Raw genomic sequence first — 24,780 nt, 5'->3', positions numbered from 1 at the left:
TAAACATGCTTATTAAACGAGCTTTTCTATCTCAGATACAACATCTTGCACAGAGCGAACTTGTTTAAATGCGTCAGGCTCAATTTTCTTACCTGTAATTTCACGTAACTTAACAACTAAATCTACAGCGTCGATACTGTCTAAGTCTAAATCTTCGTACAGGTTAGCTTCTAAAGAGATATCTTCAGCATCTATTTCAAATTCATTTTCTAAAATGCCGTGTAATACATCATAAATTTCAGCAGCGGTTTTCATTATTATTCCTAGTGTGTGTTAATTAAGTACGTGATTGTTCTATAAATTGCGCTAAAGAGTTAACACTCGCAAAATGCGCTTTAGTTTGTTCTGAATTTGCATCAATTTTTACGTCGAATTCTTTTTTGATAGCAAGCCCGAGCTCTAGCGCATCAATGCTATCTAGCCCTAAACCATCTACAAATAAAGGCTCGTCGTCTTTTATATCGGCAGTGGTCATATCTTCAAGATCTAGGCTCGAAATAATCAATTGTTTAATTTGTTGTTTTAATTCACTCATATATAGCTAAGCTCTTTTGTAAAGTATTGTTGTAAGCCTTTCGTAAGCTGGCGGGACTGTATTGCAGGTACGTCACTTGTATAAATAATATCGCTTTTGAAAGAATGTGGTGCTAGTTGCATAGAAAAATGCGCTTGGTATGGGGCTACTTTGTACCAAGGCGTCCCTTTAGTTAACGTATTAGGTTTCATTTTAATCAATACGGTTGTTATAGGGGCATGGCATCTAAGGGCTATATTTGCAGCCCCTCTTTTAAATTTAAGCGTATTATGAGGGACAGTTCGCGTCCCTTCAGGAAAAACAATTAAGTTATTCCCTCTTTTTAGTGTTTGCTCGCATTCACGCAATAATTCTTGCGGGTCTTCATTGCTTATATAACCTGTACTTTTTATTACACCACGCATAAAAGGGTTAGTAAAAAGGTGTGCTTTTACAACGCAATCAACATTTTTAATAACCGATATAAGTACCACAACATCAATAAGTGATGGGTGATTAGCTAATACAAGCTCTCCTTTCAAATTAGCTAAATGGGCTTTATCTTTAATATGAAAGCGGATAGCGCCAGTGTGATGCATTAAAGCGACAAAAAATTTAAAGCTATAATGCACTACCGTACGCGCATTCTCTTTTTGCTTTAAGGGACAGTGCTGAAATAAACGTTGTATAGGGAAGATCAGTAAGGCTAAAAATAGCCCACCTAAACCAAATACGCTAAAACAAAGGCCAGTGGCTATAATGCGCCAAACAAGGCCTATTACTCTTATTATTGTATTAAGCATAGTGTGTTAACAACCAACCATTAGCACTGGCGCTTTTTTTGTTAAACATTGCTTTTGCGCACTCTAAACTTAAAGGAGTAGTTGTTTGTTCGCTATTGTTAGTGGCGTGTTTAGTTAAACTAAAATGAGCTTCTTTTTCTGTAGCTAAACGTATAACTAACGCAATAGAATGTGTTATTTGTGCCTCATCAACAAATGTTGTGTACGGCTCTGGAAGTGACTCATCTGTATGCACAAGTAATATATGTGGTTGTTTATACTCAACCAACTTTATATATGCTTCAATCAAAGCGCAAGCAAAGCTATCCTTACCCGCTGCAATAGCGTTCATAGGTTGGGTGTTACCGCTAATAATGCTATACATACCGATTGCAGCGTTGTGCACACTTAAACCAAAGCCTGTCGGAGATAATAATTGTTGCTGTGCAAGTTCACTTAATAAATTAGCTGTTTTATGGAAATCGCCATGGCGTGATGAAAAAACAACAGGCATGTTTTCATACCCTTTATCATTTGTTACTTGATGAGCGCTATGTAAAACCATTTTTACAAATGGTGTCATTCTTCTGCGCTGCATTGCAGGTACCCAACTTAATGTAATTGGTGATGAGTCGTACCAATTTTCAGAGGGGCTTTGTCGCTGTTCAGGCTTAATCCATGTAGCGAGTTGTTCAACAACAAATTTCACAAATAAACGTTATTTAGTAAGTAAAGGGGCGAGAATTTTACCGATATTAGCAATAAAAGTAAAATATTCATTAAATAAATGCCAGCACTTACTAACTGTTCAGCGCTGGCTCATATAACCTAAGAAAGCAAAGCAAAATCACTTTGTTTTATACACTTAGCTTTATTGCCCACAATATCATCAACGTTAAGTTCGTTTATTAAGGCTTCGCCTTGTGCTTGTTGCTCATCGCTCAGTGGCATATACGGCAATCTGAATACGGGGTTTACAGCGCCTGTCATCATCATTGCGGTGTTTATTGCGATCGGATTTGGCTCGCAGAATAACCAGTTCATTAAAGGTTGTAATGAGGTATTTAAGGCATCATTTTTAGTATCCATTAACTGGCGGAACAACCCTGGTATAAGATTAGATGTGACTGATATAACACCGTGTGCATTATGTGTGTGGCGCGCATCGTGTGCTTCGTCATCGTTGCCTGACCAACACGCAATGCCTTGCTGTTCGTAATGGGCTATACGCTCGTTACCACCACATTCTTTTACGCCAATTAAATTAGGGTGTTTTGCTAACGGCTCAATAATATCAGGAGTTAAATCTTGCCCTGTGCGCCCTGCTACGTTGTAAATAAACGCAGGGCCAATATCGAGTACACGTTTAAAGTGCTCGTTAACACCGGCAATAGAGGTGCGGCCATAGTATGGGTTAATTTGCAGCGCGGCGTGCATACCGCTTGCAAAGCCGTACTTAGTGGCTTTAATAGCTTCGCGGGTATTATTGCTACCCGTATTCCCTACAATTAACAGCTTATCGCCATATTTATTTGCACTGTGCGCGATAAGCATTAAATGCTCTTCCCAGTTCATCAGCTGGCCTTCGCCGGTTGTACCACCAACCACAATGCCATCTACACCCGCTGCAATTTGTATTTCAACGAGTTCATCGTACTTTGCTAGGTCTATTTCACCATTGGCTAAGTACGGGGTTTTAATAGCGGTAATTAAGCTTGCTTGTTTAATTTGTTCTAGGGTGCGCATAAAAATTCATTATTTATAAAACTTGCGCTATTTGTAACATACTTGCAGGTATTTTTGCAGGCCTAAGCGAATAATAAACGTAAAATGACTTGTGTTATTTAATTTGATAATACAAAATACACACACTGTATATTTAAACAGTATTTGTATTTTTAACTTTAAGCGAGCCATTATGCGTTTATCTGACTACTTAGCCACTCATTTTTATAACACCGATGAGCTTTGCCATGCTTTAAATATTGATGCTGAGCAACTAGATACATGGCAGCAGCACAGTATTTTTCCTAAACCAAGTTATTGTATAAAAAGCCAATTAAGTTGTAGCTCGTACTCTGGTTTGTATGAATGTGAAGAGTACGATGACTATTACCCGCGAGGCTGTGTAAATTGGGGTCAAGGGCTAATAAAGCAAAAAATTGAATCCTCCAGTAATGCTTTTAATTACTTTGCGCAGCAGTATACGGCAAGCCTTAGTAAACTTGCCCAGCAAGGTTTTAGTTTTAACGAAGAATTATTTGGCTGCGAAATAGACGAGCATTTACAGCAAGTGTGGCAACAGTTTTTATGCAGCAAATACGGCGTACTGACACAAAACGGTTTAATTGATGAAATAGTGTGTGTGGATATAGGCCGCTTACTGGTAGACGATATTACTGAATTGCGCACTAAAGGAAGTTTAAACCAACAAGAGCGCACGCAGCTTCACCCCGCGATGAAGTTGCTCAATAAAGCGTTAGGCCACGGCGCCGATCACGAAAAACAACACACATTGCGTGCCCGTTACATAGATGCACTTATATTGAAGTACGATTTATCGATTAAATAAAGCAACTGAGGTTTTAATACGGGCTGAGGGCTAAAAAGATTGAGTATTGTAATGGCGATGTATGTATACGCCGCCACTGTAAACAACAAATTCAACTAACTACTTAGTTTTGCTAGCCAATAGATTTGTACACATCAATATGACTGCTAGTTACTAAACCCGTTATTTGCGTACCAAAGGCTTTAAAATGCGGCTCATTTTTGTGCGCTTCAAAATGTTCTTCAGATGCCCATTGCTCACTAACTAAATAAGTCGTTTGGTCATCATCACTTTTGACCGATAACTCATAACGCAGGCAACCCACTTCTTGACGTGAATACTTTTGCAGGTTTTCGAGCGCAGTTAAAACAACATCTGCATCAATATTATTACTCGAAATAGTGGCAATTACCGTTAACATACGGAGTCCTTTTATAAAAATAAAGGTGCAGCGTCACTGCACCTAATGTTGTTTTGTGTATTTATTACTGATCCCACTGCGGCGCAAAATCAGGCGTTGCTTGTCGATCGCCGCAATCTAGTCCGTCAATGCGGGCAATATCTTCAGCGTCTAACTTAACATGGTCATTAAAGTTATCTTCTAAGTTTTTACGCTTGGTTGATGATGGAATGGTGGTCATGCCGTTGGCATTAATCCATGCAATAACGACTTGCGCTGGCGATGCTTCATGCTTATTGGCAATATCAATAATCGTTTGGTCTTTAAGTACTTTACCGACAACAAATGGCATATACGCTGTAACGTGAATGTCGTGCTGGGCACAAAAAGCGCGTAGCTTGGTATTGGTTAAATACGGATGCACCTCAACTTGGTTAGTAAATATTTCTCGCGAATCAAGTGTTTGCATTGCTTCGTTTAAGTTGGCAATAGTAAAATTAGACACGCCAATATGTTTTGTTAAACCAAGCTGCTTAGCTTTTAAAAGCTCAGTAAGGTACTCGCTCATTGGCTCATCATTTGAAGGCGCAGGCCAATGAATAAGCAATAAATCAACAGAGTCTACTTGTAATTTCTCAAGTGATTTTTTAACGCTGGCAATAAAGTCAGTTTTGTTAAGCTTGTTGTTCCACACTTTGGTGGTTAAAAATATCTCGCTGCGCGGAATATTGCTATCTTTTATGGCTTGGCCTACTTGCTCTTCGTTACCATAAATTTGCGCAGTATCTATATGACGAAACCCCACTTCTAACGCCATTTTTACTGAATTGTAGGCGGTATCGCCTTCTAAACGGAATGTTCCCATGCCTAAATCTGGCATTTCTATTACACGTTGTGTCATGGCTCTATCCTTATAAAATAATCGGTTAAAAATACAAACTGTTTAAGTTTTACGAAATACACCTTTTACTTCTTTTGTGTTGTCACCTAAAATTTATGACCTCAATACAGGTAATGAGGCCATAAATTTAAGTTTCAACCTTAACAGAATACTTTATGCTTGTTTCACTTCTCGCTTATCAAGCATGCCACTATAACGGGTTACGACTAATGCTAGAGCAGAAATTGCTGCGCCAATCCAAGCGGTATCTTGAAGTGACATGCCCTCTACTACACTGCCACCAATAATTGAGCCCAGTGCGATACCAATATTAAACGCTGCTATGTTTAAACCCGATGCGACATCTACTGCATTAGGGGTATGCTTTTGCGCCTGTTTTACGACATAAAGCTGTAAGCCCGGTACGTTACCAAACGCAAATGCACCCCATACTAAAATAGTTAGTACGGCCGCTACTTTTGATTCCATCGTAAAGGTAAATGCCAATAAAATAATTGTTAACGCGCTAAATATAATACTCAATGCGCTAATTGGGCCGCGTTTATCAGCCAGTTTTCCGCCCCAAATATTACCAATGGCAACCGATACACCATACACAAGCATAATTAAACCAATCGCTGCAGGAGCAAACCCTGTTTGTTGCTCTAAAATAGGTGCTAAATAAGTAAACGCAGTGAATGTGCCGCCATAGCCTAAAATTGTCATTAAATATACAAGCAATAAGCGAGGCTTAACAATAACCTGAAGCTGTTCTTTAAACGTGGCCGGAATAGACTGTTTTAAGTTTTTTGGCACTAAAATAGCGCTGCCAATTAACGCGATTAAGCCAAGTAGCGACACCACTAAAAACGTTGCACGCCAGCCAAAGTGTTGGCCAATCCAAGTACCTAGCGGCACACCCGTCACTAGCGCTACAGTCAGTCCGGTAAACATAATAGCAATAGCGCTGGCTTCTTTCTCTTTACTCACTAAGCTTGTGGCAATCATAGAGCCAATTGAAAAAAACACCCCGTGAGCTAGGCCTGTTAGTATGCGAGCCAATATTAATGTTTCGTAACTCGGTGCTTGCCATGCAAGTAAGTTACCTAAAACAAATAAGCCCATTAAGCTTACAAGTACAATTTTACGATTCCAACGCCCGGTTAATGCAGTCAGTACCGGTGCACCAATGGCAACCCCAACTGCATATAAACTAACGAGCAAGCCCGCTGAAGGTAGGCTTACAGCTAAATCGTTTGCAATAGTAGGCACTAATCCCACTATTACAAACTCGGTTGTTCCTATTGCAAATGCGCTCAAGGTGAGCGCCCACAAAGCCAATGGCATAATTAAATCCTCATCATTAGTTAAGACCTACAGTTTGACTAATAATGTGTTTGCAAAAAATAGCATTAGTGACAAAATACTTTTGTAATTAATGTAAAAGTAAGGTGGTCACATATGGCTCAACATGCAAAAACCGAAGACTTAGAAATGTTTTTAACGGTAGTAGATAGCGGCAGTTTTTCAGCGGCAGCTAATTTGCTTGATCAACAAGTAGCTAAGGTTTCGCGTGCGGTGTCTCGCCTTGAAAACACCTTACAATGTACGTTATTAAATAGGACCACCCGCCGATTAGAGCTAACCGAAGAAGGCCATACTTTTATAAAATATGCACGTGATGGCTTAAACACCTTACAAACCGGTGAAGAAGCAATTAAGCTTTTAAAACAAGCCCCTAGTGGAAAATTACGTATCGATGCAGCCAGCCCTTTTGTGCTGCACCAATTGGTGCCTTTAATTGCTGAATTTAATAGGCAATATCCCCACATCACACTTGATATAACCTCCCACGATAGCATTATTGACTTGCTCGAACATAAAACAGACTTAGCAATTCGTATAGGTGAGTTAAAAGACTCTAACCTACATGCAAAAAAGCTCGGCGTAAGTAAATTGCACTTAGTTGCAAGCCCAAGTTACCTTAAACATACACCGACTATTTCGCACACCAGCGACTTAACCCAGCATAAACTCATTGGCTTTACCGACTCTCCTAAACTCAATAATTGGCCGCTAAAATCGCCCGTAGCTTTAAATTTTGGTTTAACCGCCAGTAGCGGCGAAACTGTACGCCAGCTATGCTTGGCAAACCAAGGGGTTGCGCTACTTTCGCACTTTATGATTGGTGATGATTTAAAATCAGGCAAACTTATAGAAGTACTGCCAGAGTGTATCAGCACACCAAACAACCGCGAAATTGTGCAAGCGGTGTATTACAAAAACAGTGCTGTATCGTCGCGTATAATGGCTTTTTTAGACTTTATAAAACCACTGCTCAGATTATAAGTGACGTTTTTAAGCCCAAGGGCAGTATAACACCCTAAATAAAAAGGAATAAAATGGACTCGTTAACACAGGTAGTTTTAGGTAGCGCAGTAGGTTACGCCGTACTAGGTAATAAAATTGGCCGTAAAGCCGCTTTATGGGGTGCAGCGTTAGGTACTTTACCCGACTTAGATGTTTTTATTCCATATGGCGGGCCAGTGGAGGCATTTACTTATCATCGAAGTTTTAGCCATTCGTTTATTGTGCATTTATTAATTAGCCCCTTTATTGTTTGGCTTATTTTAAAAATACATTCCGGTATGCAAGTCCATAAAGCGCGCTGGTTTTGGCTGGTATTTTTATGTTTATCGACCCATGCATTACTTGATAGCTTTACTGTATATGGCACACAATTATTGTGGCCTCTAACCGAGTACCCTATTGCTATTTCTAACATGTTTATTGTCGATCCGCTTTACACACTCCCCTTAATATTTGGTGTAGCGTGTACATTACTACCAAAAATAACGAGTGCGCGTGCATATAAAATCAACACTACAATGCTTGGTCTTAGCAGTATCTATTTATGTAGTTCACTTATTTTAAAAGTTATTATTGACGATAAAGTCACTGCAGCTCTTGCTGAAAGGCAAATACAAGTTAACAACTATATAAGCACTCCTGCGCCACTCACCACCTTGTTATGGCGTATTGTGGTTATGTCTGATGGTCAATACTACGTAGGTTACGCGTCATTATTTGATGAGCCAAACGAAGTAACATTCAATGCCTACAATACTGACCCCTCACTAATAAATGAGATAAGCAATGTGTGGAGAATTAAACGCTTACAATGGTTCACAAAAGGCTTTTACAATATACGCCAGCAGCAAAGTAAAATAATACTCTCTGATTTACGAATGGGCATGGAGTGCTATTATGTATTCAACTTTGTTGTAGGAGAAAAAACCGACTCAGGTGTGAGTGTGAGTGACTTTGAAAAAATAAGCCAGCGCTCTAACTTAAGCAGTGTAAGTAAAATATGGGATAGAATTTGGAATCCTGCTGTTAATATAGCGCCACCTTTAGCAAACAAAAGCTGTGCTAAAGATCTATAAGTACATTAAAAAAGGGCAGCTAAGTGATAATACTAACCTGCCCTTTAATATTAATTTTGATGCTCGTATTGGCCCCTATAAACCTCAAATACTTTTAGCACTGTGTGTTGCTCTTTATTAAGGTTATCAAACCAATCATCAAACAATTGGTCATCATCCTGCTCACTCAGTGCCATATATTGTGCAAGTAGCTCAATAATGTCGTTATGAGTACAATCTATTGGATTAATTTGCTCAGATAAGACTGTGTGATCGCGCTCTCTAAGGGTTTCCATCACCCCTTGGTCTATTTGTTCTTGTTGTGCTGCGTCGCTCATAGCTTACCTCTAAACCGTCAAAAATTTTCTTGTTAACACTTTTTATATAGTTATAACAGCCTAAAAACTAATAGCCAGTATTTTTGGTTTAACTGGTTATTTTTTGAATTGTTTGCACAATTAGCCAGCAAAAAGCCATGTAAATGAGAGTAAAAATCATTTGCATAAGTGCAGTAAACGCGATAACCTATAGTTATATTATCACATAACAACTTAGGGCGTATTATGAAACCTAATATTCATCCAGATTACAACATGGTTGCTTTTCACGATACTGCTGCCGATAGCTACTTCATTATTGGCTCTACCATTAAAACAGACCGCACTATTGAGCTTGAAGGGAAAACGTATCCGTATGTGCCTATTGATGTGTCGAGCGACTCGCACCCGTTTTATACCGGTAAGCAAAAAACAGTGGCTAGTGACGGCCGTGTGGCACAGTTTAACCGTCGCTTTAAAAACTTATCTACAGCCAAAAAAGGTGAGTAATGAAAGTACTAAGCTCGCTTAAAAGCGCTAAGCAACGACCAGGGTGTCAAATAGTGAAGCGAAAAGGACGTGTTTTTGTAATATGTAAAGACAATCCACGTTTTAAAGCAGTACAAGGAATGAAGAAAAAGTAACACTAATTCCGTGAAGTATACGGGTAAACGATACATGTTTACCCGTATTTTTTATTTAACAACTACTGAAAACTCAGGTTGGGCCTGAATCACTTTTTTAACAGTACACGTATTAACCGCAGCAATAAGTGCTTTTTTATATTTTTGCGGAAAGCCATCAGGTAAATTAATTTCGATAGAAAATAATTTTTTACCTTCTTCATCTACGTTTTCATTATTTTGCGTAAGCGTCATTCCTTGTGTAGAGATATCGCGTTGCTCACAAAATTTACGTGCATAAAACCCAGCACATAGCACCATGCTTACTAAAAAGTAGTCAAACGGTTCAGGGTGTTCGGCACCGCCACCCGCATTAATGCTTTGATCGCTTATTACTTCAAGCTCGCCAAATTTAGCACTTTGTTTTTGACCGGCTAACAATGATACTGAAATTTCCATTACTACTCCTTAATTACCAAACAGTAAGTCAAAAAAGCCAGGAGGCTCATGTAACTCATGATATTTTTTACGTAAATCATCTATATTTTTAAGGGCTGGCTTTGCTGCATCTAGCCCGCGCTCGTTAGCTAACTTTTTAGCCAGTTTTGCTTGCGCAATAACCTTATCTAGCCCTTGTAACGACATTTGCGCTTCTTTATGAAAGGTCGCTTTTTTACTGTTTTCAACCAAGGCAATAAATTTATCAATGGCGGTATTAAAGCCACCAATACCGACTGCTTGCACCGCATTTTTATAAGCAAGGCCAGTGTTTTTCATATTAACTTCGAGATCAATTTCTTGCTCTGAAAAAGCTGCCGTACTTATGGAAAAAGTAAAAATTAAAACTAAAAACTTCATGGTAAAACCTATTTATAAAAAACAGTATAAGTGTACCAAGTTTACGTAATAAAGTAACTCAAGGCGCATAGGAAGCTAGATAACTGTAAAGGGGCTTTACAAAAAATAGTGATACGGCAAGTTTAATAGTGAAAAATTTTCAAATTTAATTTTTATTCTTACTATTTCAAAAAAGTTGACTCATTTAACAAGTTAAATTAAACACATAATCCTTACAAATCCGCCTATAATTAAAGCACTGCATTTGAACGTTAAAATACACTTGATGGTTATATTTTAGCCATTATTAAATTAAGGCGCTTAAAATAAACTCTTTAATATTACTAATTCAATTCCAGTGTAAATTAATTGGCAGCAAGTAATCAATAAATCGTAAACCCCATAAAACTTAAACTTCTAACATCACATCGCTTTATTGTTAATTTAACAACAACTCGCCTGTAACTTATTTCATGTTAGTGATTTAGGCTTATTTTAGTTGCTTTTAATAAAATAATACGCATGCAATAATCGCCGGCCCTATAACTTTTGTTATAGGGCTTAGGCTAAATGCGCTGTGTATTTAGCTAAAAAGTTAATGTATTTAATTATTATAAAATCTCCTTTGGGAAACACATGAAACGTCATAATTTACTTTCAACTAGCATTAAATGTGCATTGATTACTGCTGCTGCAACAGCGAGTAATTCTGTACTTGCACAAGATGAGCAAGCGACAAAAATTGAACGCGTTGAGGTAACGGGTTCGCGTATTTTACGTGAAGGTGCTATTGCACCGGCACCAGTAACAGTTATAAGCGGCGAGCAGCTAATTAATACTGGCGCTGTAAACATTGGTGAAGCGCTAAACAACTTACCAGCACTTGGCAATACATATTCAATGGCTAACTCAGGCCGCTTTATTGGTACTGCTGGTTTAAACATTCTTGATTTACGTAACATGGGTACCGACCGTACCTTAGTACTTGTAAACGGTAAACGCCACGTATCAAGTTCAGCAGGCTCTCAAGCTGTTGATACAAATACTATTCCGAGCGTCTGGGTTGAGCGAGTAGAAATTATTACGGGTGGTGCATCAGCTGTATACGGTGCTGATGCAGTGACAGGTGTTGTAAACTTTATTTTAAAAGACAACATTGAAGGCATGGACTTTAGTGTTACCCGTGGTGTTGCCGATTTAAACAATTATAACAACGAAAAAGCAACGTTCTCGTACGGCTCAAATTTTGATAACGACCGTGGTAATGCCGCTTTTGCTATTGAGTACTCAGGCCAGGATTCATTAAACGCACTTGACCACCCTTGGACTAGCACATCTTTTAGCAGCTTACCTAACCAAGCTCAAACGGATGAGAACAAAAATAGTGCGGACTTCCCAGACGATATTTTAACACCTAATGCAGGTTATTACGCCATCAATGATGCTGGTGTGTATGCACTTGAAGATCCAACTAAATTTATTAATAGCTTTAACCCTGATAGCAGCGCACGTGACTTATACATAGGCAATAACGCAGATCTATATTCATGTGCAAACTGTGACTTTTTTAACTTAGGCCAATTTGAAGAAATTCAACCTGAGTTTGAACGCTACAACGTAAACTTTAAAGTTAACTACGATGTAACCGACGATTTAAACGTCTATTTTGATGCAAAATACGTAAACAGCCAAGGCGAAAGCATAGGTCAGCCTGCGTTTTTCTTTTTTGATAGCGACAACAGCATTAAAATTGATAACCCTTACTTAGACCCTGATATCAAAGCGCGTATGGAAGAGGAAGGCGTTGATTCTATCATGATAAACCGCATGATGAGTGATCTTGGTCGCCGCGTTGAAAACAATACCCGTGAAACAACACGTTTTGTTACAGGCTTAAAAGGGACTGTGTTTGAAGACTGGGAATTGGATACCTCAGTTGTTTACGGTCAAACTGACTTAGAGCGCGAAAATGGCGCTAACATGATTTTAGCCAACTACTTTAATGCCCTTGATGCCGTTGAAGATACTGATGGCAACATCGTGTGTCGCAGCGCTGCAGCACAAGCTGATGGCTGTGTACCGGTAAACATTATGGGTTTTGGTGCGCCTTCTCAACAAGCGATTGATTACATCAATACGGTATCTGTAGGCACATCAACTATTAAGCAAACGGTTGTTTCTGGCTCACTTGCTAATGGTGCTATTTTTGAATTACCAGCAGGTTATGTAGGTGTTGCATTTGGTGCTGAATACCGTAAAGAAGAAAGCGAAACAAAAGAGCCAGATAACGCAGAAGGTACTTTCTTTAATGCTTTAGGCGAAGATAAAGGCTCGTTTAATGTTCGCGAAGTATTTTTTGAAGCAACTATGCCTATTTTAACTGACTTACCGCTTATTCAAGATTTAGTATTTGATACCGCAGTGCGTCATGCTGATTACAGTACAATTGGCGAAGCAACTAGCTGGAAGCTAGGCCTTGATTGGACTGTTAACGATGAGCTACGTGTACGCGTAACACAATCTGCAGCACTTCGTGCGCCAAACATAAGTGAAGTATTTGGTGCAGCAAGCCAAACTTTCTACACTGTAGAAGACCCGTGTCGCGCTGAGAATATAGCTAATTTATCAAATGCAGCAACACGCACAGCAAACTGTGCTGCATTAGGTGTTGCAAGTGACTTTAACTCAGGTTACGACTCAGCCTCTTTAGATGGCTTAACAAGCGGTAACCGCGATGTTAAAGGTGAAGAGTCAACAAGCACAACGGTAGGTATTGTTTACCAACCAGAGTTTTTAGAAAATGCAGTGCTTACTATAGATTACTGGAAAATTGATCTAGAAGATGCCATTGACACAATCGACGCGCAAGAAATTCTTGATCGCTGTGTAGATAGCGCAACAGGCATAGACAACCAATACTGTAATTTAATTACGCGTAACGCCAGTGGCGAAATCACTTTAATTCAAAACTCAGTATTAAATGTTGCTGGTCAAAAGGCCTCTGGTGTTGATTTTGAATTAGGTTACGACTTTGACGCCCTTGAAGGTAGCTTTAAAACACGCTTAATTGGTACTTACCTTATTGAACGTAAAGATTACCCGTTCCAGGATGATCCTAGTTCATATATTGAATATGCAGGTACAACCGGCGAAGCGAAATGGCAAACTAACCTATCGGTTAGCTATGCAGTGGATAATTTTTACTCAACCGTTGAAACACGCTTTATCAGCGAAGTTGATTTATACACAAATGTTGATCTTGCGAGTAACTCGAACCCAAGTAACCAAATGTCTTACGGTAAATACTTTATTACCGATATGACAGTGGGCTACAACTTCGATAGCGGCTTAGGCGTTAAAGTAGGTGTTGATAACCTATTTAATCGTAAACTTCCGTACGGTACACGCGGGACAGGCGAAAACAGCGCAAGTTACGATAACATTGGCCGCTTTGGCTACATTAACTTAAGCTACAGCTTATAATTAATAACAACGTTATTAATTAATTTAAAGGCTCGCACTGCGAGCCTTTTTATACCAATGCGCTTAATTGAGTGATCTATTTTGAGGATTGTTATTATTGCGCCTTATTTTATATTGCTTAGCCAGACACTTTGATACGGCTCAAGCTCTATTGTTAATTGGTCTTCACCTATAGTTTCATCAGCCACTAGGTCAAACCATTGCTGAGTATTAATTAAATTTAAATCAGCAAGGGTAAGCACTTGGGCCTTATCGCTAATATTATAAACACAAAATATACTTTGGCGCCTGTCTATACTTTGCCTCCAAAAGCCAAATAACCCACCCGCTAAATGCAGCGTAAATTGGGTTGCATTTGGGTGAAACGCCCCTTGTTTTTTACGAATAGCCAGCAAGTTTTTTATACCATTAAACACTTTGTGATGATGGCTGTATTTTTCACCTATGGCTGCAAGCAGCTTTGACTCCTGCCAGCGATGGCGGTTAATAGCACGGTTATGCTGTGAGTTTTCAAAGCGTTCGTAATCGTTAGTTGTACCCAGTAAGCTATGTATATAGAGTCCAGGGATACCTTCAAGTGCAAACATAATAGCGTGCGCGCACATAAATCGCTCAAGACCAAACTTATCCTGCCCGTTATGTGTACCTTGTAATGCATCAAACAGCGCAATATTTAACTCATATGGAGTATGCGTGCCATCGTTACTGGTGCGCATAGATACGCGACCACCAAATTGCATCGTAGTGCTTACTAATGAAGCCACTTCGCTTGGTTGCAACAGCCCTTCAATTGGTCTAAGCCCTATTCCATCGTGGGATGCAATAAAGTTAAAATAAGCGGTACCGTTTTGCGCCGGAGGCATACTCATCATCCAATGCTTTATTGCTGCGCTATCACCACTTAACAGGGTATGCAGTAATAACGGTGGTAAAGCAAAGTTATAAATGCTGTGCGCTTCGTTGGCGTTACCAAAGTAAGAGAGGTTTTCTTGGTTTGGTATGTTGGTTTCGGTAATTATGACAACACTTGGCTCAGTATGCTCTATAAGCGTGCGAATAAGCCTAACTGCTTCATGTGTTTGCGGTAAATTAATACAATTGGTATTAAGCTGTTTCCATAAAAATGCAACCGCATCTAGCCTAAACAAGCGCACACCATTATCTAAGTAATGACGAATAATACTTATAAACTCTTTTAACACTTCTGGGTTACCAAAATCAAAATCAACCTGATCGTGGCTAAAGGTACACCACACATGTTTTTCACCGCTTGGTGTAGTTACTGTGTTTAGTAATGATGAGGTACGCGGGCGTACAACATTGCTTAAATCATCGGTTAAACTAGCGGTTTTAAAGTAGTCTTTGCCTGGGTGTAAATCATTTAAAAAGTTTTCAAACCATACGCTTCGGCTAGAGCAGTGATTTATAACTAAATCGGCCATTAGCTTTACATCTTTGGCAATATTTTTAATATCTTGCCAATCCCCTAACGATTCATTTACCTGCACGTAGTTCATAACCGCAAAGCCTTCGTCTGAGCTGTACGGGTAAAACGGTAAAATATGCAATGCATTGAGCTGCATATCGCACTGCTCTTTTATAAATCGGTGCAAAGTTTTAAGCGGTGCCTCTACCGGCTTTGCAACAGCTTGCTCTCCTTCATCGTGCTTAATAATAGAGTCGCCATAGGCAATTAAAATTATATCTTGCTCATCCCAACGGTTGGTATGCGGTGTGGGGTCGCGCAGTGGGCTGTCGCCTAAAATAATAGTAATAAGCTGCTCAGCCAGCTCAGTAATGCTTAAAGGCAGCTCAACATCTTTGTATATTATATGAAGGTGTTGCTCTACCCGCTGTAAAAATAACTCACTTACTGTATTCACATGCGCCCCTTATTATTGTTAGATTTATTCACTAAACTCTTTGTTATCAAGATCAACCGCTTCTTTTAAGCGCTCAAATACATCTGGCATGGCCGATACAACACGGTTCCAACTTGGCACAAATGGCGCTTCCATTGGGTTATCTAAAAAGTGCTGGCCAGCTTCCATAATGTTTTGTGCAAACATTTCTACGGCTTTTTCTTCTTGGTGTACATCAAGAGTTAGCCCATTCATTAATGCATCATTATGGTAGGTTTCAATAAAGTCTAACCCAATACGATAATATGTTGCTTTTAATGACCGAATGGTTTCACTGGTAAAGGTTACCCCTTGTGTAGCCAGTTTTCTAAATAATGCTTTGGTTATATCAATCGACATTTTAGATAAACCTGCACTTTGATCATCCAGCGAAAGCGCTTGGTGTTTATGATCGTAGTTATCGGCAATATCTACTTGGCATAAGCGATTGTGTGAATAATTACGATACATTTCACTCAATACGCCAATCTCAAGACCCCAATCACTCGGTATACGAATATCGTTTAGCACATCGCGTCTAAATGAAAACTCCCCGGCTAATGGGTATCTAAACGAGTCCATATATTCTAGATAATCGGTATTGCCTAAAATAGTTTTAAATGAGCGTAATAATGGCGTAACTAATAAACGCGATACTCGGCCATTAATTTTGCCGTTAGCAGTACGTGGATAAAACCCTTTACAAAATTCATAATTAAAACGAGGGTGTGCTACAGGGTAAATTAAGCGTGCTAACAAGCCTCTGTCGTAAGTTAAAATATCGCAGTCGTGTAAAGCTATCGACTCTACCTCTGAGGTGGCCAATTTATAACCCATGCAGTACCACACGTTTCTACCTTTACCAAGTTCACGCGGTGCAACGCCTAATTCTTGTAATTCTTTATCAAGCGCCTGTAAGCGCGGGCCATCGTTCCACAATACTTTGTGGTTTTGATTAAGCTCTTTAAAAAAGCCTAAAGCATGGCGGTATTGTGACTCGTCTGCCCTGTCTAAGCCTATGGTAATTTGTGATAAATACGGTACTTCTTTTAACTCTTTAACAATATTTTGTAGCGCAGGGCCTTCAAGCTCACTAAAAAGTGAAGGTAATATTAAGCCCATTGGGCGTTGCTTACTAAAACTTACAAGCTCTTCTTCAAGTGCTTCTACAGGTCTGTCGGCAATGTTATGTAAAGTAGTAATAATGCCATTTTGATAAAAATCAGCCATGTGATTTTCGCTCCTCAATAGTATTTAAAATGCTGCTAATACAAGGCAATGTGGTTATTTCTTCAATCCAACCCAGTGGAGCGGGCGATTGCGAATAACGCGCCTTGTTATGTGTTAACTTAACCGGCTTTTTACTGCTTGGGTTATGTATGATAATGGCGATATCAGCTTGCTCTAGCATCTGCTTATCGTTGTCACTATCACCTAGTGCAATTACCGTGAGAGGCTTTCTGAAATGTTGTGAAATTTGTTTAACTAACCACTGCTGTGCAGCGCTTTTATCTGTATTTTTAGCAATATGTATAAATCGCCCGCCTATTTTTATTTCGTAGCCGAGTGCTTTAACATCGTTTACAAACGAATTTAGTAATTCATCGCTTCCGTGCCAATAAAGTGGGTCTGAAAAATCGCGAGTTTGAGCGCGCCTTGCATGCGCTTCATCAAGCCCGGTGAGGGAGGATATTTGCTCACTCGACAAATCACTAAATAACTTATAATGCGATTTATACTCGCTGCTTAAGGAGTCTAAATCACTAAGTAAGTTAGATAATGGTTTTGCAAATGCATAACACCAATACGCCCCTACTTGCGTGCAGCCAATGGGTTTAAGCTCAAAATAATCTACCGGTAAATAAGCAGCCGCGCCATTTTCAACAATAAAGGGTTGCTGAATATTAAGCTCGTTTTTAAGTTCAACCACTTCGCAAAAAGTTTTACTGGTATTAAACACCACAGGAATGTGGGCTGCTTGTAAACTTTGCAGTAAACTACTGATATTTTTAGTATTGTAATCGGCGTGATCGAGTAGCGTGCCATCTAAATCAGTAAATATGATAGGTTGCAAAGTATCATCGCTGGTCAAGTGCATAGCACTAATATCGCGATTACTATCAAGCTCTAACAGTGCATTTGCTTTAGCGCTTAGGGTGTTTAAATTTTCGCGAGTGATACGCTCAAAGTGAGAAATAAAGTGCACCAGTTGCTCATCACTCATGGTGCCATCGCCCTCGCCTTTAGCGGCAATAAGCTTTTGCTCTTGCTCTTGTCGCCACTTAAATACATCTTCAAAGCTCGGCGCTTTGAGCATCACCGTGTAGTCTATTTTACTAAATACACTTTTGTATTCATTTGCTAGGCAACTGTTTACACAGCGACGCCATACACCTTCTTTATCGTACTGACTTTCTAACTCGTTTATAGGCTCACTTAAAGAAAATAACGGTTGTGGCTCACTGCCAACACACCAGCCCTCTAAAATAATAATATCAATGGGTTTATTGTTACATTGCCATGTTTGTTCGGGGCTGCAATCGTCATGTTGCTTATCAAATTTAGGCAAAGGTACACCAACCCCCTTTGCAAGTAACCGGCTAATGGTGGTATTCATTAACCCAACATCGTGGGTGCCAGGCACACCGCGGGTGGCAAATAATGGGTGTACGTCTTTGGCAAGTCCTTGGCGGTGCGCTTTAGATAAATAAAAATCGTCAATAGAAAGCGCGACACTGGTAAACGGCGTGTTGTTACTAAACCAAGTAACTAAAAAATCTGCGAGGGTAGTTTTTCCTGAGCCTTGGCAGCCATTTATGGCGACAAAAATAGGGGTGTTATTTTTTTTTGATTCTAGAATATCGTGTGCAAGCGGGATAAAAAATTGCTCACTAAGGTACTGATACTTTAAAGGCAATTGGTGCTTTGCTAAAAATGGGGTTATATCCACAATACTGGCCTCTGACATAGTAACTCCTTATATTATGGAGTAACAAATGCAGGTACTAGACCACTATTATTTTTATTTAATTATTAGCAACTTACAAAAATAGCGCAATTGATATGCGCTATTTTGGTGCGTGAATTTTACATACAGTGCAAAATTAATCAGTTTCTGGTTCGGCTTTTGGCAATACCAGATTAAGTACAATACCTAAAATGGCGCACAAGCTAACCCCTTCTAAGCTAAATTGGCTACCCCCAATGTGCATACCGCCAATACCGCACACTAATATAAGTGCCACAATACTTAAATTACGGGGTGCAGTTAAGTCATCACCCGATTTAACCAATGTATTTAAGCCCACGACCGCAATTGAGCCAAACAACAAAATCATGATGCCGCCCATCACAGGTACAGGAATAGTTTGTAAACCAGCGCCCATTTTTGCTACAAATGCCAGCACAATAGCAATAATGGCAGTCCACATCATCACTTTAGGATTAAAGTTTTTAGTCAGCATCACTGCGCCTGTCACTTCTGAGTAGGTTGTATTAGGTGGACCGCCAAACATTGAAGCTGCCGCTGTTGCTAAACCATCGCCAAATAGCGTACGGTGTAACCCAGGCTTTTTCAAAAAATCTTTATTGGTTACTTGGCTAATAGCCATCATATCGCCAATATGCTCAATAGCAGGGGCAATGGCTACAGGTACCATAAATAATATGGCTTGCCATTTAAATTCTGGCCATGTGAAGTTTGGTACAGCCAACCAGCTCGCTTCATTTACACTGCCAAATTCAACAACGCCCATTACAAGCGATAAAACATAGCCAGATATAACACCTGCTAATATAGGTATAAGCTTATAAACACCTTTCCCCCATACCGCAAAAATAAGTGTTACAACAAGAGAAAACAGCGAAATAATAATGGCTTTATCGTACGCGATGAGTTCAATACTGCCGTCGCCACTTTTACCCATTGCCATATTTACCGCAACCGGCGCTAGGGCTAAACCAATTACCATAATAACAGGGCCCACAACCACTGGCGGCAAAATTTTATGAAGTGTTGCCACCCCTTTAAATTTAACCAACAGCGCTAACAGCATATAAGCACAGCCTGCTGCCATCAAACCACCCATGGTGGCTGGTACGCCCCACATTTGCACTGAGGCAATAATAGGCGCAATAAACGCAAATGATGACGCCAAAAATATAGGTACTTTTCCTTTAGTAACTACCTGAAATAGCAAGGTACCTAAACCCGCAGTAAACAAAGCAACACTTGGGTCGAGCCCTGTTAATAAAGGCACAAGTACTAACGCACCAAATGCAACAAACAGCATTTGCGCGCCAGTTAAAATAGTTTTGACTGAAAAAGTGGCGTTATTTTGCACTGAACACTCCTAAACCGTACCAAATATTTTGTCGCCTGCATCACCAAGACCCGGGATGATATAACCTTTTTCGTTTAAGTGGCTATCGACTGATGCGGTAAATATTTCTATATCTGGGTGAGCTTCTAGTGTTTTTTCTACGCCCTCAGGTGCGGCAACAAGAACAATTACTTTAATGTCTTTACAGCCTGCTTTTTTAAGCATATCAATTGTTGCAATCATAGAGCCGCCAGTTGCAAGCATAGGGTCGATTACTAAGCTTAAACGTTCATCAATATTGCCTACTAACTTTTCAAAGTAGGGTACTGGTTCAAGTGTTTCTTCGTTACGTTCAAGGCCCACAACACTCACTTTAGCTGCTGGTAATAACTGCATTACACCGTCCATCATGCCAAGGCCTGCGCGTAAAATTGGCACTACCGTAATTTTTTTGCCTTTAATGTGTTCTACTTTTAATTTGTTGCCGTCCCAACCAGTAATTTCGTTATCTTCTAGGGGTAGGTTTTTAGTTGCTTCGTAGGTTAATAAAGTACCCACTTCAGAGCATAATTCACGAAAGCTTTTAGTACTTATACCGTGAGCGCGCATTAAGCCTAATTTGTGTTGAACTAGAGGGTGTGAAATTACGTGAATTGACATGATAAAAACCTACTGATACAAGAATTGGCGGTATTTTATATTAAAAAAGGTCATTTGACCTGCAATTTTAAATAAGTTTTCATAGATCGTGCCAAAATTTATTGATTTGATTGATATTTATGCAAGCTGACCTAGAGTTTATGTTTATAATTTGTTGCCTGATAACGTTACATTTACTTGCGCCAGCATGTAGCTGTTTATTTTAAAATGGTCAGGGCTCCAACCCGCTAAAAAACGATAAAAATCGGCCCAAGTTAATGACCACAACACTTGCCACTTTGCAATAACGTCATCAGCATTTATAGCTGGCTGATAAACGTTAAGTGCACGTTTAAATTGCGAAAAATAATAAGCTAAATGCGCATCAGCATACTTATGTAACTGCTCGTCGTTAAAACAACTCGTCATAAAGTACATTACATCTGTAACCCCTACCCCAGTGCCTACGTATTGAAAATCGTAGCCTAATATTTCGCCCTGTTCATTTGCAGCAAAATTGGCAAGTTTAGCATCGCCATGTATGAGAGTTTTATAGCGCGATGCTTGCAGTGTTTTATCTATTTTGTGTGCCGCCTTTTTAATATCGGACTTTTTATCAAGGTTATCTTTTAGTTTATTAAACTCATCAGGGCGTGTGCTTAAATGCCAATAGTTCCCTTGCTTCCATAAGCCCTTTGCGGGCTTATTTAAATTAAAGGCATGAAAAGATGCTAACCAGTTTAGTATTGCCTTTATATGCTGGGAGCTTGCTTGAGCAAAACCATATTGAGTAAAGTTTTTAAATACTAACGCATAATCATCACCATCATTAATTGCATTAATACAGGTAATAGTTTTAGCGCTTGTCGGTAAGTACGCGCTGGATAACCTATAAAAATTATATTCAACTTTATAAGACTGCTGCTTTCTGTTTAATGCAAATTCGCTTTGCTTAATTTTTGGATGGTTTATGTGGCGTGGTATTTTAATCGCTTTGATAACACATGGCTCAGCATCAAGTATGCACTCGACAATACTGCCACACCCGCTCCAAAGCGATGTTAGCGTATCGCCCATTTCAATGTCTTTAAAATGAGGCTGTAAAAGAGGAAGATAAAATGCCATAGCTATATTAAGTCATTAAGTTTTTTATAGTTTAACATTAGAAGGTATTTTTAATAAAACGATAGCATCTATAAGCCCTGCTTAGTTGTTCGTAAATAAGCACCTTTATGTTTAAGGAGACACTCACCTTAATTTACCTGCCCAAAGCGTACACTAAATTCTTATTGGAAATGCAAAATTTAAGATGGGTGTCTTTTTATTTCCACGGGCAATAATGTTCAAGAAAGCTTGCGACCGACTTAATGTGATTGTTATGTTTTATAGCTACAAAGCGCTTTCACCACAATGTTATAAATACAGATAGCACCAAAAAGAGATTACAGAAATAGCAAACCCAAGAATCCTGACCGCTACTCCTTGAGTTTTAATAGGTGTTTCCGGGGAGCCGGCTCTTACGTGAGAATTAATTCCAGACTGACCAATAGAAACAGTGACATTAATTTTACCCGTAAGCATCAAATAAATGCCAATGATGATAAATATGGTTAGAGCAATTTCCCGTTCAGTCATTCATTCACCTATTTAAAACATAACTTCCGAATTTGCTGCACAACCTTGTAGCCTATACTCTGTGAAGCAAGAACAATGGTCGCGAGTTTGGGTCTGCAACATTTGTTTGTTATATTGCAAATGCTACAGTCCTTGCTCTTTAAGTTGCCTGTGTTTTTTAAAAAATACTGATACCAATACGGAAATCACAAGCATTAATATCGCTATAATAATTACTGCAATTATTGTGAATGGGTCAATATAACCAAGCACAAAGTAATCAATAATGGGCAGTAATAAGGGCACCACTAAAGTTGGAATAACAGTAGCCAAAATACGGTTACTGAGCCAATAATGAAACCCAACTGCGATAAGTACCAAAACAGGTATCACCAATAGAAATCCGATTAAATCACTCATACGCTATCTCCCTTTCATTATAACTTTTAAATAAAGGGCGCAGGCACGTAGGGCACAATGGCGAAGCCGGCCTGCGTGTTTGCGTCCCAGCCCGCGAAGCGGGCGTACTTTATTTTTTTGTTATGTGCCATTAACCGATTTAGCCACAATAAACCCACTAAAACCGATGGCTGACTCGATATACCAGCCGCTGTAATTATTACTTTCAAGATAATTTACTGTAGTTTCAAGATCATCTTTCCATATATCGACGCCATAATTTCGATTCCAATTTTGGATGTTATTCTTTTGTTCCTCGAAGAGAGAGCTAATCTGTACGTTTTCAATGTCAGTAATAATCGAATATGCAGTATGCACGAAATGATATATAGCTACTTCCGTGAAGGTAATTTCCGAAAAATCAGTTTCTTTACCGGGGTAACCAAAACCCAAATATAATTTTACAGTTTTGCCATGATCGGTAACTTCGTATTTTTGAAGGTGATAATCGTGAAATCTTAACATAGCCTGTTTAGCTTCCTTGGTATATAACACCAAATTACGCGGCGTTGCCCGCTCTTGGCAATGTCCGCTTTAATTTTTTGTTATACGTAGTGGTCATAATAGACTCGCTGGATCAAAATAACTTTTGTTGCAAAGAGAGTAGCTATTCCCGCAAAGACTAACATGAAAACATATTCATAAAACGTATCGAACAGCCCTACAACCTCCTGACGAGATTTTAATATCGCCAACGTAAGCAACACCGTACTGAGAACAATCCCAATAATAGATGCCGTCAGTACAACCTCACGTTGCTGCTTATCTTTTTTTGTATCTAGATGAAATGCAGATATCCCATCTTTCAAGGCTGTAGAAAATAGCGCAAGAGCTAAGAAGGGCCAAGCTGCTAACTTTTTAACTTCTTCAGGAGAACCTCCAAGAGAGAATATAACGACAGACCAAACTAAAACCGGAACAGATATAAACGCTACTTCGTAACTAGCCTTTACAGCTGATGAAAAGTAAAGGTTTAATTTTGAGACTTCCTTCGACATCACTGAAACTTCCTTAAATACGTATAACACTCAAATAAGCGGCGTTGCCCGCTCTTGGCAATGTTTGCTTCATTTGCTTTGTTATTTGTACGGTGCTCACCAACCTTCCAATTTTGAACCAACCTCTTCTCCCTTTTCAATATCACTCTTAGCCATATAGTCTGAACGAACATCACAATCGCGTAGTGACAGTCTATGAAAAACCAAACAAAGTGAAAAATAGACACCCCAAAAAAATATCAGAAGGCCAGCCAGCAATAGCGCACCCTCTATTAAACTTAAACCATGAGCAAAAAAGATAATTGGTATACCTATCAGCAAAACTAACCACGATATGTGAAAAAAGGACTTTCGTGCAGCAACCTTTAAAACTGCTTTATTATAGGTCGACATCAAAATAGCCTCGAGTACATATAACGCTTTGAATATGGAGATTTTAGGAGCGCTTTACAGCGAGTAAAATTCCCGGTGAGTTTACGAACAACATAATTCATTTGTTATATTGCGCCTTTAACCATGCTCTGATTGATTTTATGCTGCATATAGATAACGTGAAAAATTGAAGTTACAAATGGATTTAACCAAAGTTGGTCGCCTCTGATAGATCCAGAAATTAAATTAATACGATTACGAACCATGATTATCCACGTTACATCAAAAACACTTGAAACAATATGAATCCCGATAGAGCTTTTTAAAATAGTTTGGTCATGAAAACTAGCTAAAGCATATATTAAGCTAACTAGTGAAATAGCAAATAAAGTGATAGCCGTATAGATGAAAGAATTAGGTATCTTATGGTTTGTATGTCTATTAATTTGGCTTGAAAAGCGATAGAGCTTATATATTAGATACGAGCCAATAGTTACAACGCAAAGAACTAAAATTTTTATGACCGAATCAGTCTCAAAAATGTCAGCAATTCCCTTTTTCATTTATTCTCCATAGTTTGATACTTCACGGAACTATTTAGCAATATAGACATAATGACTCCCACACGGTGTTAGCCTCCGCTTTTCGTGGGTTAGCTTAATT

Annotated in this window: 29 protein-coding genes; 6 read left to right on the top strand and 23 right to left on the bottom strand. The window is 39.1% G+C overall.

What is annotated here, in order from left to right; translation table 11 throughout:
* Nucleotides 1-12 precede the first annotated feature (12 nt).
* The 5 genes from WDB87_RS12470 to dapA all read right to left on the bottom strand — a co-directional run bounded on the left by WDB87_RS12470 (nucleotide 13) and on the right by dapA (nucleotide 3,042).
* Entirely contained in the window at nucleotides 13-255 is a 243-nt protein-coding gene (locus WDB87_RS12470) for an acyl carrier protein (protein ID WP_286247909.1), read from the bottom strand.
* 22 nt (nucleotides 256-277) lie between these two features.
* Nucleotides 278-535 (bottom strand): phosphopantetheine-binding protein, encoded by a 258-nt coding sequence (locus WDB87_RS12465; protein WP_004586478.1) that lies wholly within the window; start codon nucleotides 533-535, stop codon nucleotides 278-280.
* A complete protein-coding gene (locus WDB87_RS12460; protein WP_286247904.1) occupies nucleotides 532-1,317 on the bottom strand; it encodes a lysophospholipid acyltransferase family protein in 786 nt (261 codons plus the stop codon). Before WDB87_RS12460 ends, WDB87_RS12465 begins: the two co-directional genes overlap by 4 nt.
* Nucleotides 1,310-2,005 carry a beta-ketoacyl synthase chain length factor gene (locus tag WDB87_RS12455; RefSeq protein WP_286247903.1) on the bottom strand — a complete coding sequence of 232 codons (696 nt, stop codon included), beginning with the start codon at nucleotides 2,003-2,005 and terminating at the stop codon, nucleotides 1,310-1,312. Before WDB87_RS12455 ends, WDB87_RS12460 begins: the two co-directional genes overlap by 8 nt.
* 119 nt (nucleotides 2,006-2,124) lie before the next feature.
* Nucleotides 2,125-3,042, bottom strand: a complete 918-nt coding sequence (gene dapA / locus WDB87_RS12450) for a 4-hydroxy-tetrahydrodipicolinate synthase (protein ID WP_286247901.1) — start codon at nucleotides 3,040-3,042, stop codon at nucleotides 2,125-2,127.
* A gap of 172 nt (nucleotides 3,043-3,214) precedes the next feature.
* Here dapA and WDB87_RS12445 point away from each other — a divergent pair, with 172 nt between their 5' ends.
* Nucleotides 3,215-3,868, top strand: a complete 654-nt coding sequence (locus WDB87_RS12445) for a DUF6058 family natural product biosynthesis protein (protein WP_286247900.1) — start codon at nucleotides 3,215-3,217, stop codon at nucleotides 3,866-3,868.
* 112 nt (nucleotides 3,869-3,980) lie between these two features.
* Here the strand turns inward: WDB87_RS12445 and WDB87_RS12440 are convergent, their stop codons facing one another.
* The 3 genes from WDB87_RS12440 to WDB87_RS12430 form a co-directional block, all read right to left on the bottom strand.
* Nucleotides 3,981-4,268 (bottom strand): putative quinol monooxygenase, encoded by a 288-nt coding sequence (locus WDB87_RS12440; RefSeq protein ID WP_286247899.1) that lies wholly within the window; start codon nucleotides 4,266-4,268, stop codon nucleotides 3,981-3,983.
* A 64-nt stretch (nucleotides 4,269-4,332) separates the two neighbouring features.
* Nucleotides 4,333-5,148, bottom strand: coding sequence for a 2,5-didehydrogluconate reductase DkgB (gene dkgB / locus WDB87_RS12435; RefSeq protein ID WP_337850024.1), 816 nt, complete (start codon nucleotides 5,146-5,148; stop codon nucleotides 4,333-4,335).
* 153 nt (nucleotides 5,149-5,301) lie between these two features.
* Nucleotides 5,302-6,474 carry an MFS transporter gene (locus tag WDB87_RS12430; protein ID WP_337850023.1) on the bottom strand — a complete coding sequence of 391 codons (1,173 nt, stop codon included), beginning with the start codon at nucleotides 6,472-6,474 and terminating at the stop codon, nucleotides 5,302-5,304.
* A 114-nt stretch (nucleotides 6,475-6,588) separates the two neighbouring features.
* Between WDB87_RS12430 and WDB87_RS12425 the strand changes: the two genes are divergently transcribed.
* Nucleotides 6,589-7,476, top strand: coding sequence for a LysR family transcriptional regulator (locus WDB87_RS12425; protein ID WP_337850022.1), 888 nt, complete (start codon nucleotides 6,589-6,591; stop codon nucleotides 7,474-7,476).
* Nucleotides 7,477-7,529: 53 nt separating this feature from the next.
* Complete coding sequence (locus tag WDB87_RS12420) at nucleotides 7,530-8,573, top strand: metal-dependent hydrolase (RefSeq protein WP_337850021.1); 1,044 nt, start codon at nucleotides 7,530-7,532, stop codon at nucleotides 8,571-8,573.
* Nucleotides 8,574-8,623: 50 nt separating this feature from the next.
* Here the strand turns inward: WDB87_RS12420 and WDB87_RS12415 are convergent, their stop codons facing one another.
* Complete coding sequence (locus WDB87_RS12415; protein WP_286247889.1) at nucleotides 8,624-8,890, bottom strand: hypothetical protein; 267 nt, start codon at nucleotides 8,888-8,890, stop codon at nucleotides 8,624-8,626.
* Between the two features lie 225 nt (nucleotides 8,891-9,115).
* On the opposite strand from WDB87_RS12415, the gene WDB87_RS12410 reads away from it, so the two are divergent.
* Entirely contained in the window at nucleotides 9,116-9,379 is a 264-nt protein-coding gene (locus WDB87_RS12410; protein WP_055254017.1) for a type B 50S ribosomal protein L31, read from the top strand.
* Nucleotides 9,379-9,513, top strand: a complete 135-nt coding sequence (ykgO, locus tag WDB87_RS12405; protein ID WP_004586489.1) for a type B 50S ribosomal protein L36 — start codon at nucleotides 9,379-9,381, stop codon at nucleotides 9,511-9,513. Before WDB87_RS12410 ends, ykgO begins: the two co-directional genes overlap by 1 nt.
* A gap of 51 nt (nucleotides 9,514-9,564) precedes the next feature.
* On the opposite strand, the gene WDB87_RS12400 is transcribed toward ykgO, so the two are convergent.
* Both WDB87_RS12400 and WDB87_RS12395 read right to left on the bottom strand, forming a co-directional pair.
* Nucleotides 9,565-9,951, bottom strand: coding sequence for an OsmC family protein (locus tag WDB87_RS12400; protein ID WP_286247881.1), 387 nt, complete (start codon nucleotides 9,949-9,951; stop codon nucleotides 9,565-9,567).
* A gap of 9 nt (nucleotides 9,952-9,960) precedes the next feature.
* On the bottom strand, nucleotides 9,961-10,350 hold the full coding sequence (locus WDB87_RS12395; RefSeq protein WP_337850020.1) for a cytochrome b562: 390 nt from the start codon (nucleotides 10,348-10,350) through the stop codon (nucleotides 9,961-9,963).
* Nucleotides 10,351-10,965: 615 nt separating this feature from the next.
* Between WDB87_RS12395 and WDB87_RS12390 the strand changes: the two genes are divergently transcribed.
* Nucleotides 10,966-13,812: a TonB-dependent receptor domain-containing protein gene (locus tag WDB87_RS12390; protein ID WP_337850019.1), complete on the top strand. Its 2,847-nt coding sequence runs from the start codon at nucleotides 10,966-10,968 to the stop codon at nucleotides 13,810-13,812.
* A gap of 104 nt (nucleotides 13,813-13,916) precedes the next feature.
* Here WDB87_RS12390 and WDB87_RS12385 read toward each other — a convergent pair whose 3' ends face one another.
* The 12 genes from WDB87_RS12385 to WDB87_RS12330 form a co-directional block, all read right to left on the bottom strand.
* Nucleotides 13,917-15,695 carry a sugar phosphorylase gene (locus WDB87_RS12385; protein WP_337850018.1) on the bottom strand — a complete coding sequence of 593 codons (1,779 nt, stop codon included), beginning with the start codon at nucleotides 15,693-15,695 and terminating at the stop codon, nucleotides 13,917-13,919.
* 24 nt (nucleotides 15,696-15,719) lie between these two features.
* Complete coding sequence (locus tag WDB87_RS12380) at nucleotides 15,720-16,943, bottom strand: glycosyl transferase (RefSeq protein ID WP_337850017.1); 1,224 nt, start codon at nucleotides 16,941-16,943, stop codon at nucleotides 15,720-15,722.
* Entirely contained in the window at nucleotides 16,936-18,681 is a 1,746-nt protein-coding gene (locus tag WDB87_RS12375) for an HAD-IIB family hydrolase (RefSeq protein WP_337850016.1), read from the bottom strand. Before WDB87_RS12375 ends, WDB87_RS12380 begins: the two co-directional genes overlap by 8 nt.
* Before the next feature lie 136 nt (nucleotides 18,682-18,817).
* Entirely contained in the window at nucleotides 18,818-20,056 is a 1,239-nt protein-coding gene (locus WDB87_RS12370; RefSeq protein WP_286247869.1) for a uracil-xanthine permease family protein, read from the bottom strand.
* Nucleotides 20,057-20,065: 9 nt separating this feature from the next.
* A complete protein-coding gene (gene upp / locus WDB87_RS12365) occupies nucleotides 20,066-20,695 on the bottom strand; it encodes a uracil phosphoribosyltransferase (RefSeq protein WP_286247868.1) in 630 nt (209 codons plus the stop codon).
* A gap of 144 nt (nucleotides 20,696-20,839) precedes the next feature.
* On the bottom strand, nucleotides 20,840-21,799 hold the full coding sequence (locus tag WDB87_RS12360) for a phosphotransferase (protein ID WP_337850015.1): 960 nt from the start codon (nucleotides 21,797-21,799) through the stop codon (nucleotides 20,840-20,842).
* 288 nt (nucleotides 21,800-22,087) lie between these two features.
* On the bottom strand, nucleotides 22,088-22,309 hold the full coding sequence (locus WDB87_RS12355) for a hypothetical protein (protein ID WP_286247866.1): 222 nt from the start codon (nucleotides 22,307-22,309) through the stop codon (nucleotides 22,088-22,090).
* Between the two features lie 123 nt (nucleotides 22,310-22,432).
* The gene (locus WDB87_RS12350) at nucleotides 22,433-22,708 is read right to left on the bottom strand and encodes a hypothetical protein (RefSeq protein WP_286247865.1); all 276 of its coding nucleotides are present in this window, start codon (nucleotides 22,706-22,708) and stop codon (nucleotides 22,433-22,435) included.
* Between the two features lie 120 nt (nucleotides 22,709-22,828).
* The gene (locus WDB87_RS12345; protein ID WP_286247863.1) at nucleotides 22,829-23,212 is read right to left on the bottom strand and encodes a hypothetical protein; all 384 of its coding nucleotides are present in this window, start codon (nucleotides 23,210-23,212) and stop codon (nucleotides 22,829-22,831) included.
* 80 nt (nucleotides 23,213-23,292) lie between these two features.
* Complete coding sequence (locus tag WDB87_RS12340; protein WP_286247861.1) at nucleotides 23,293-23,745, bottom strand: hypothetical protein; 453 nt, start codon at nucleotides 23,743-23,745, stop codon at nucleotides 23,293-23,295.
* Nucleotides 23,746-23,841: 96 nt separating this feature from the next.
* Nucleotides 23,842-24,138 carry a hypothetical protein gene (locus WDB87_RS12335; RefSeq protein WP_286247859.1) on the bottom strand — a complete coding sequence of 99 codons (297 nt, stop codon included), beginning with the start codon at nucleotides 24,136-24,138 and terminating at the stop codon, nucleotides 23,842-23,844.
* Nucleotides 24,139-24,242: 104 nt separating this feature from the next.
* On the bottom strand, nucleotides 24,243-24,680 hold the full coding sequence (locus WDB87_RS12330; protein ID WP_286247857.1) for a hypothetical protein: 438 nt from the start codon (nucleotides 24,678-24,680) through the stop codon (nucleotides 24,243-24,245).
* Nucleotides 24,681-24,780: the final 100 nt, after the last annotated feature.

The organism is Pseudoalteromonas sp. C12FD-1, assembly GCF_037414265.1.
In the GTDB taxonomy this organism is placed as follows: Bacteria; Pseudomonadota; Gammaproteobacteria; order Enterobacterales; family Alteromonadaceae; genus Pseudoalteromonas.
Note: the sequence above shows the minus strand (reverse complement) of the source record. Positions and strands in the feature narration are given on the sequence as shown.

Bases quoted from the DNA above. Each gene is read 5' to 3' on its own strand.
- WDB87_RS12465 (WP_004586478.1), bottom strand. From the start codon at position 535: ATGAGTGAATTAAAACAACAAATTAAACAATTGATTATTTCGAGCCTA.
- ykgO (WP_004586489.1), top strand. From the start codon at position 9,379: ATGAAAGTACTAAGCTCGCTTAAAAGCGCTAAGCAACGACCAGGGTGT.
- WDB87_RS12350 (WP_286247865.1), bottom strand. From the start codon at position 22,708: ATGAGTGATTTAATCGGATTTCTATTGGTGATACCTGTTTTGGTACTT.
- WDB87_RS12355 (WP_286247866.1), bottom strand. From the start codon at position 22,309: ATGACTGAACGGGAAATTGCTCTAACCATATTTATCATCATTGGCATT.
- WDB87_RS12345 (WP_286247863.1), bottom strand. From the start codon at position 23,212: ATGTTAAGATTTCACGATTATCACCTTCAAAAATACGAAGTTACCGAT.
- WDB87_RS12415 (WP_286247889.1), bottom strand. From the start codon at position 8,890: ATGAGCGACGCAGCACAACAAGAACAAATAGACCAAGGGGTGATGGAA.
- WDB87_RS12395 (WP_337850020.1), bottom strand. From the start codon at position 10,350: ATGAAGTTTTTAGTTTTAATTTTTACTTTTTCCATAAGTACGGCAGCT.
- WDB87_RS12335 (WP_286247859.1), bottom strand. From the start codon at position 24,138: ATGTCGACCTATAATAAAGCAGTTTTAAAGGTTGCTGCACGAAAGTCC.
- WDB87_RS12360 (WP_337850015.1), bottom strand. From the start codon at position 21,799: ATGGCATTTTATCTTCCTCTTTTACAGCCTCATTTTAAAGACATTGAA.
- dapA (WP_286247901.1), bottom strand. From the start codon at position 3,042: ATGCGCACCCTAGAACAAATTAAACAAGCAAGCTTAATTACCGCTATT.
- upp (WP_286247868.1), bottom strand. From the start codon at position 20,695: ATGTCAATTCACGTAATTTCACACCCTCTAGTTCAACACAAATTAGGC.
- WDB87_RS12380 (WP_337850017.1), bottom strand. From the start codon at position 16,943: ATGGCTGATTTTTATCAAAATGGCATTATTACTACTTTACATAACATT.
- WDB87_RS12340 (WP_286247861.1), bottom strand. From the start codon at position 23,745: ATGTCGAAGGAAGTCTCAAAATTAAACCTTTACTTTTCATCAGCTGTA.
- WDB87_RS12445 (WP_286247900.1), top strand. From the start codon at position 3,215: ATGCGTTTATCTGACTACTTAGCCACTCATTTTTATAACACCGATGAG.
- WDB87_RS12425 (WP_337850022.1), top strand. From the start codon at position 6,589: ATGGCTCAACATGCAAAAACCGAAGACTTAGAAATGTTTTTAACGGTA.
- WDB87_RS12430 (WP_337850023.1), bottom strand. From the start codon at position 6,474: ATGCCATTGGCTTTGTGGGCGCTCACCTTGAGCGCATTTGCAATAGGA.
- WDB87_RS12410 (WP_055254017.1), top strand. From the start codon at position 9,116: ATGAAACCTAATATTCATCCAGATTACAACATGGTTGCTTTTCACGAT.
- dkgB (WP_337850024.1), bottom strand. From the start codon at position 5,148: ATGACACAACGTGTAATAGAAATGCCAGATTTAGGCATGGGAACATTC.
- WDB87_RS12470 (WP_286247909.1), bottom strand. From the start codon at position 255: ATGAAAACCGCTGCTGAAATTTATGATGTATTACACGGCATTTTAGAA.
- WDB87_RS12375 (WP_337850016.1), bottom strand. From the start codon at position 18,681: ATGTCAGAGGCCAGTATTGTGGATATAACCCCATTTTTAGCAAAGCAC.
- WDB87_RS12420 (WP_337850021.1), top strand. From the start codon at position 7,530: ATGGACTCGTTAACACAGGTAGTTTTAGGTAGCGCAGTAGGTTACGCC.
- WDB87_RS12390 (WP_337850019.1), top strand. From the start codon at position 10,966: ATGAAACGTCATAATTTACTTTCAACTAGCATTAAATGTGCATTGATT.
- WDB87_RS12330 (WP_286247857.1), bottom strand. From the start codon at position 24,680: ATGAAAAAGGGAATTGCTGACATTTTTGAGACTGATTCGGTCATAAAA.
- WDB87_RS12460 (WP_286247904.1), bottom strand. From the start codon at position 1,317: ATGCTTAATACAATAATAAGAGTAATAGGCCTTGTTTGGCGCATTATA.
- WDB87_RS12400 (WP_286247881.1), bottom strand. From the start codon at position 9,951: ATGGAAATTTCAGTATCATTGTTAGCCGGTCAAAAACAAAGTGCTAAA.
- WDB87_RS12440 (WP_286247899.1), bottom strand. From the start codon at position 4,268: ATGTTAACGGTAATTGCCACTATTTCGAGTAATAATATTGATGCAGAT.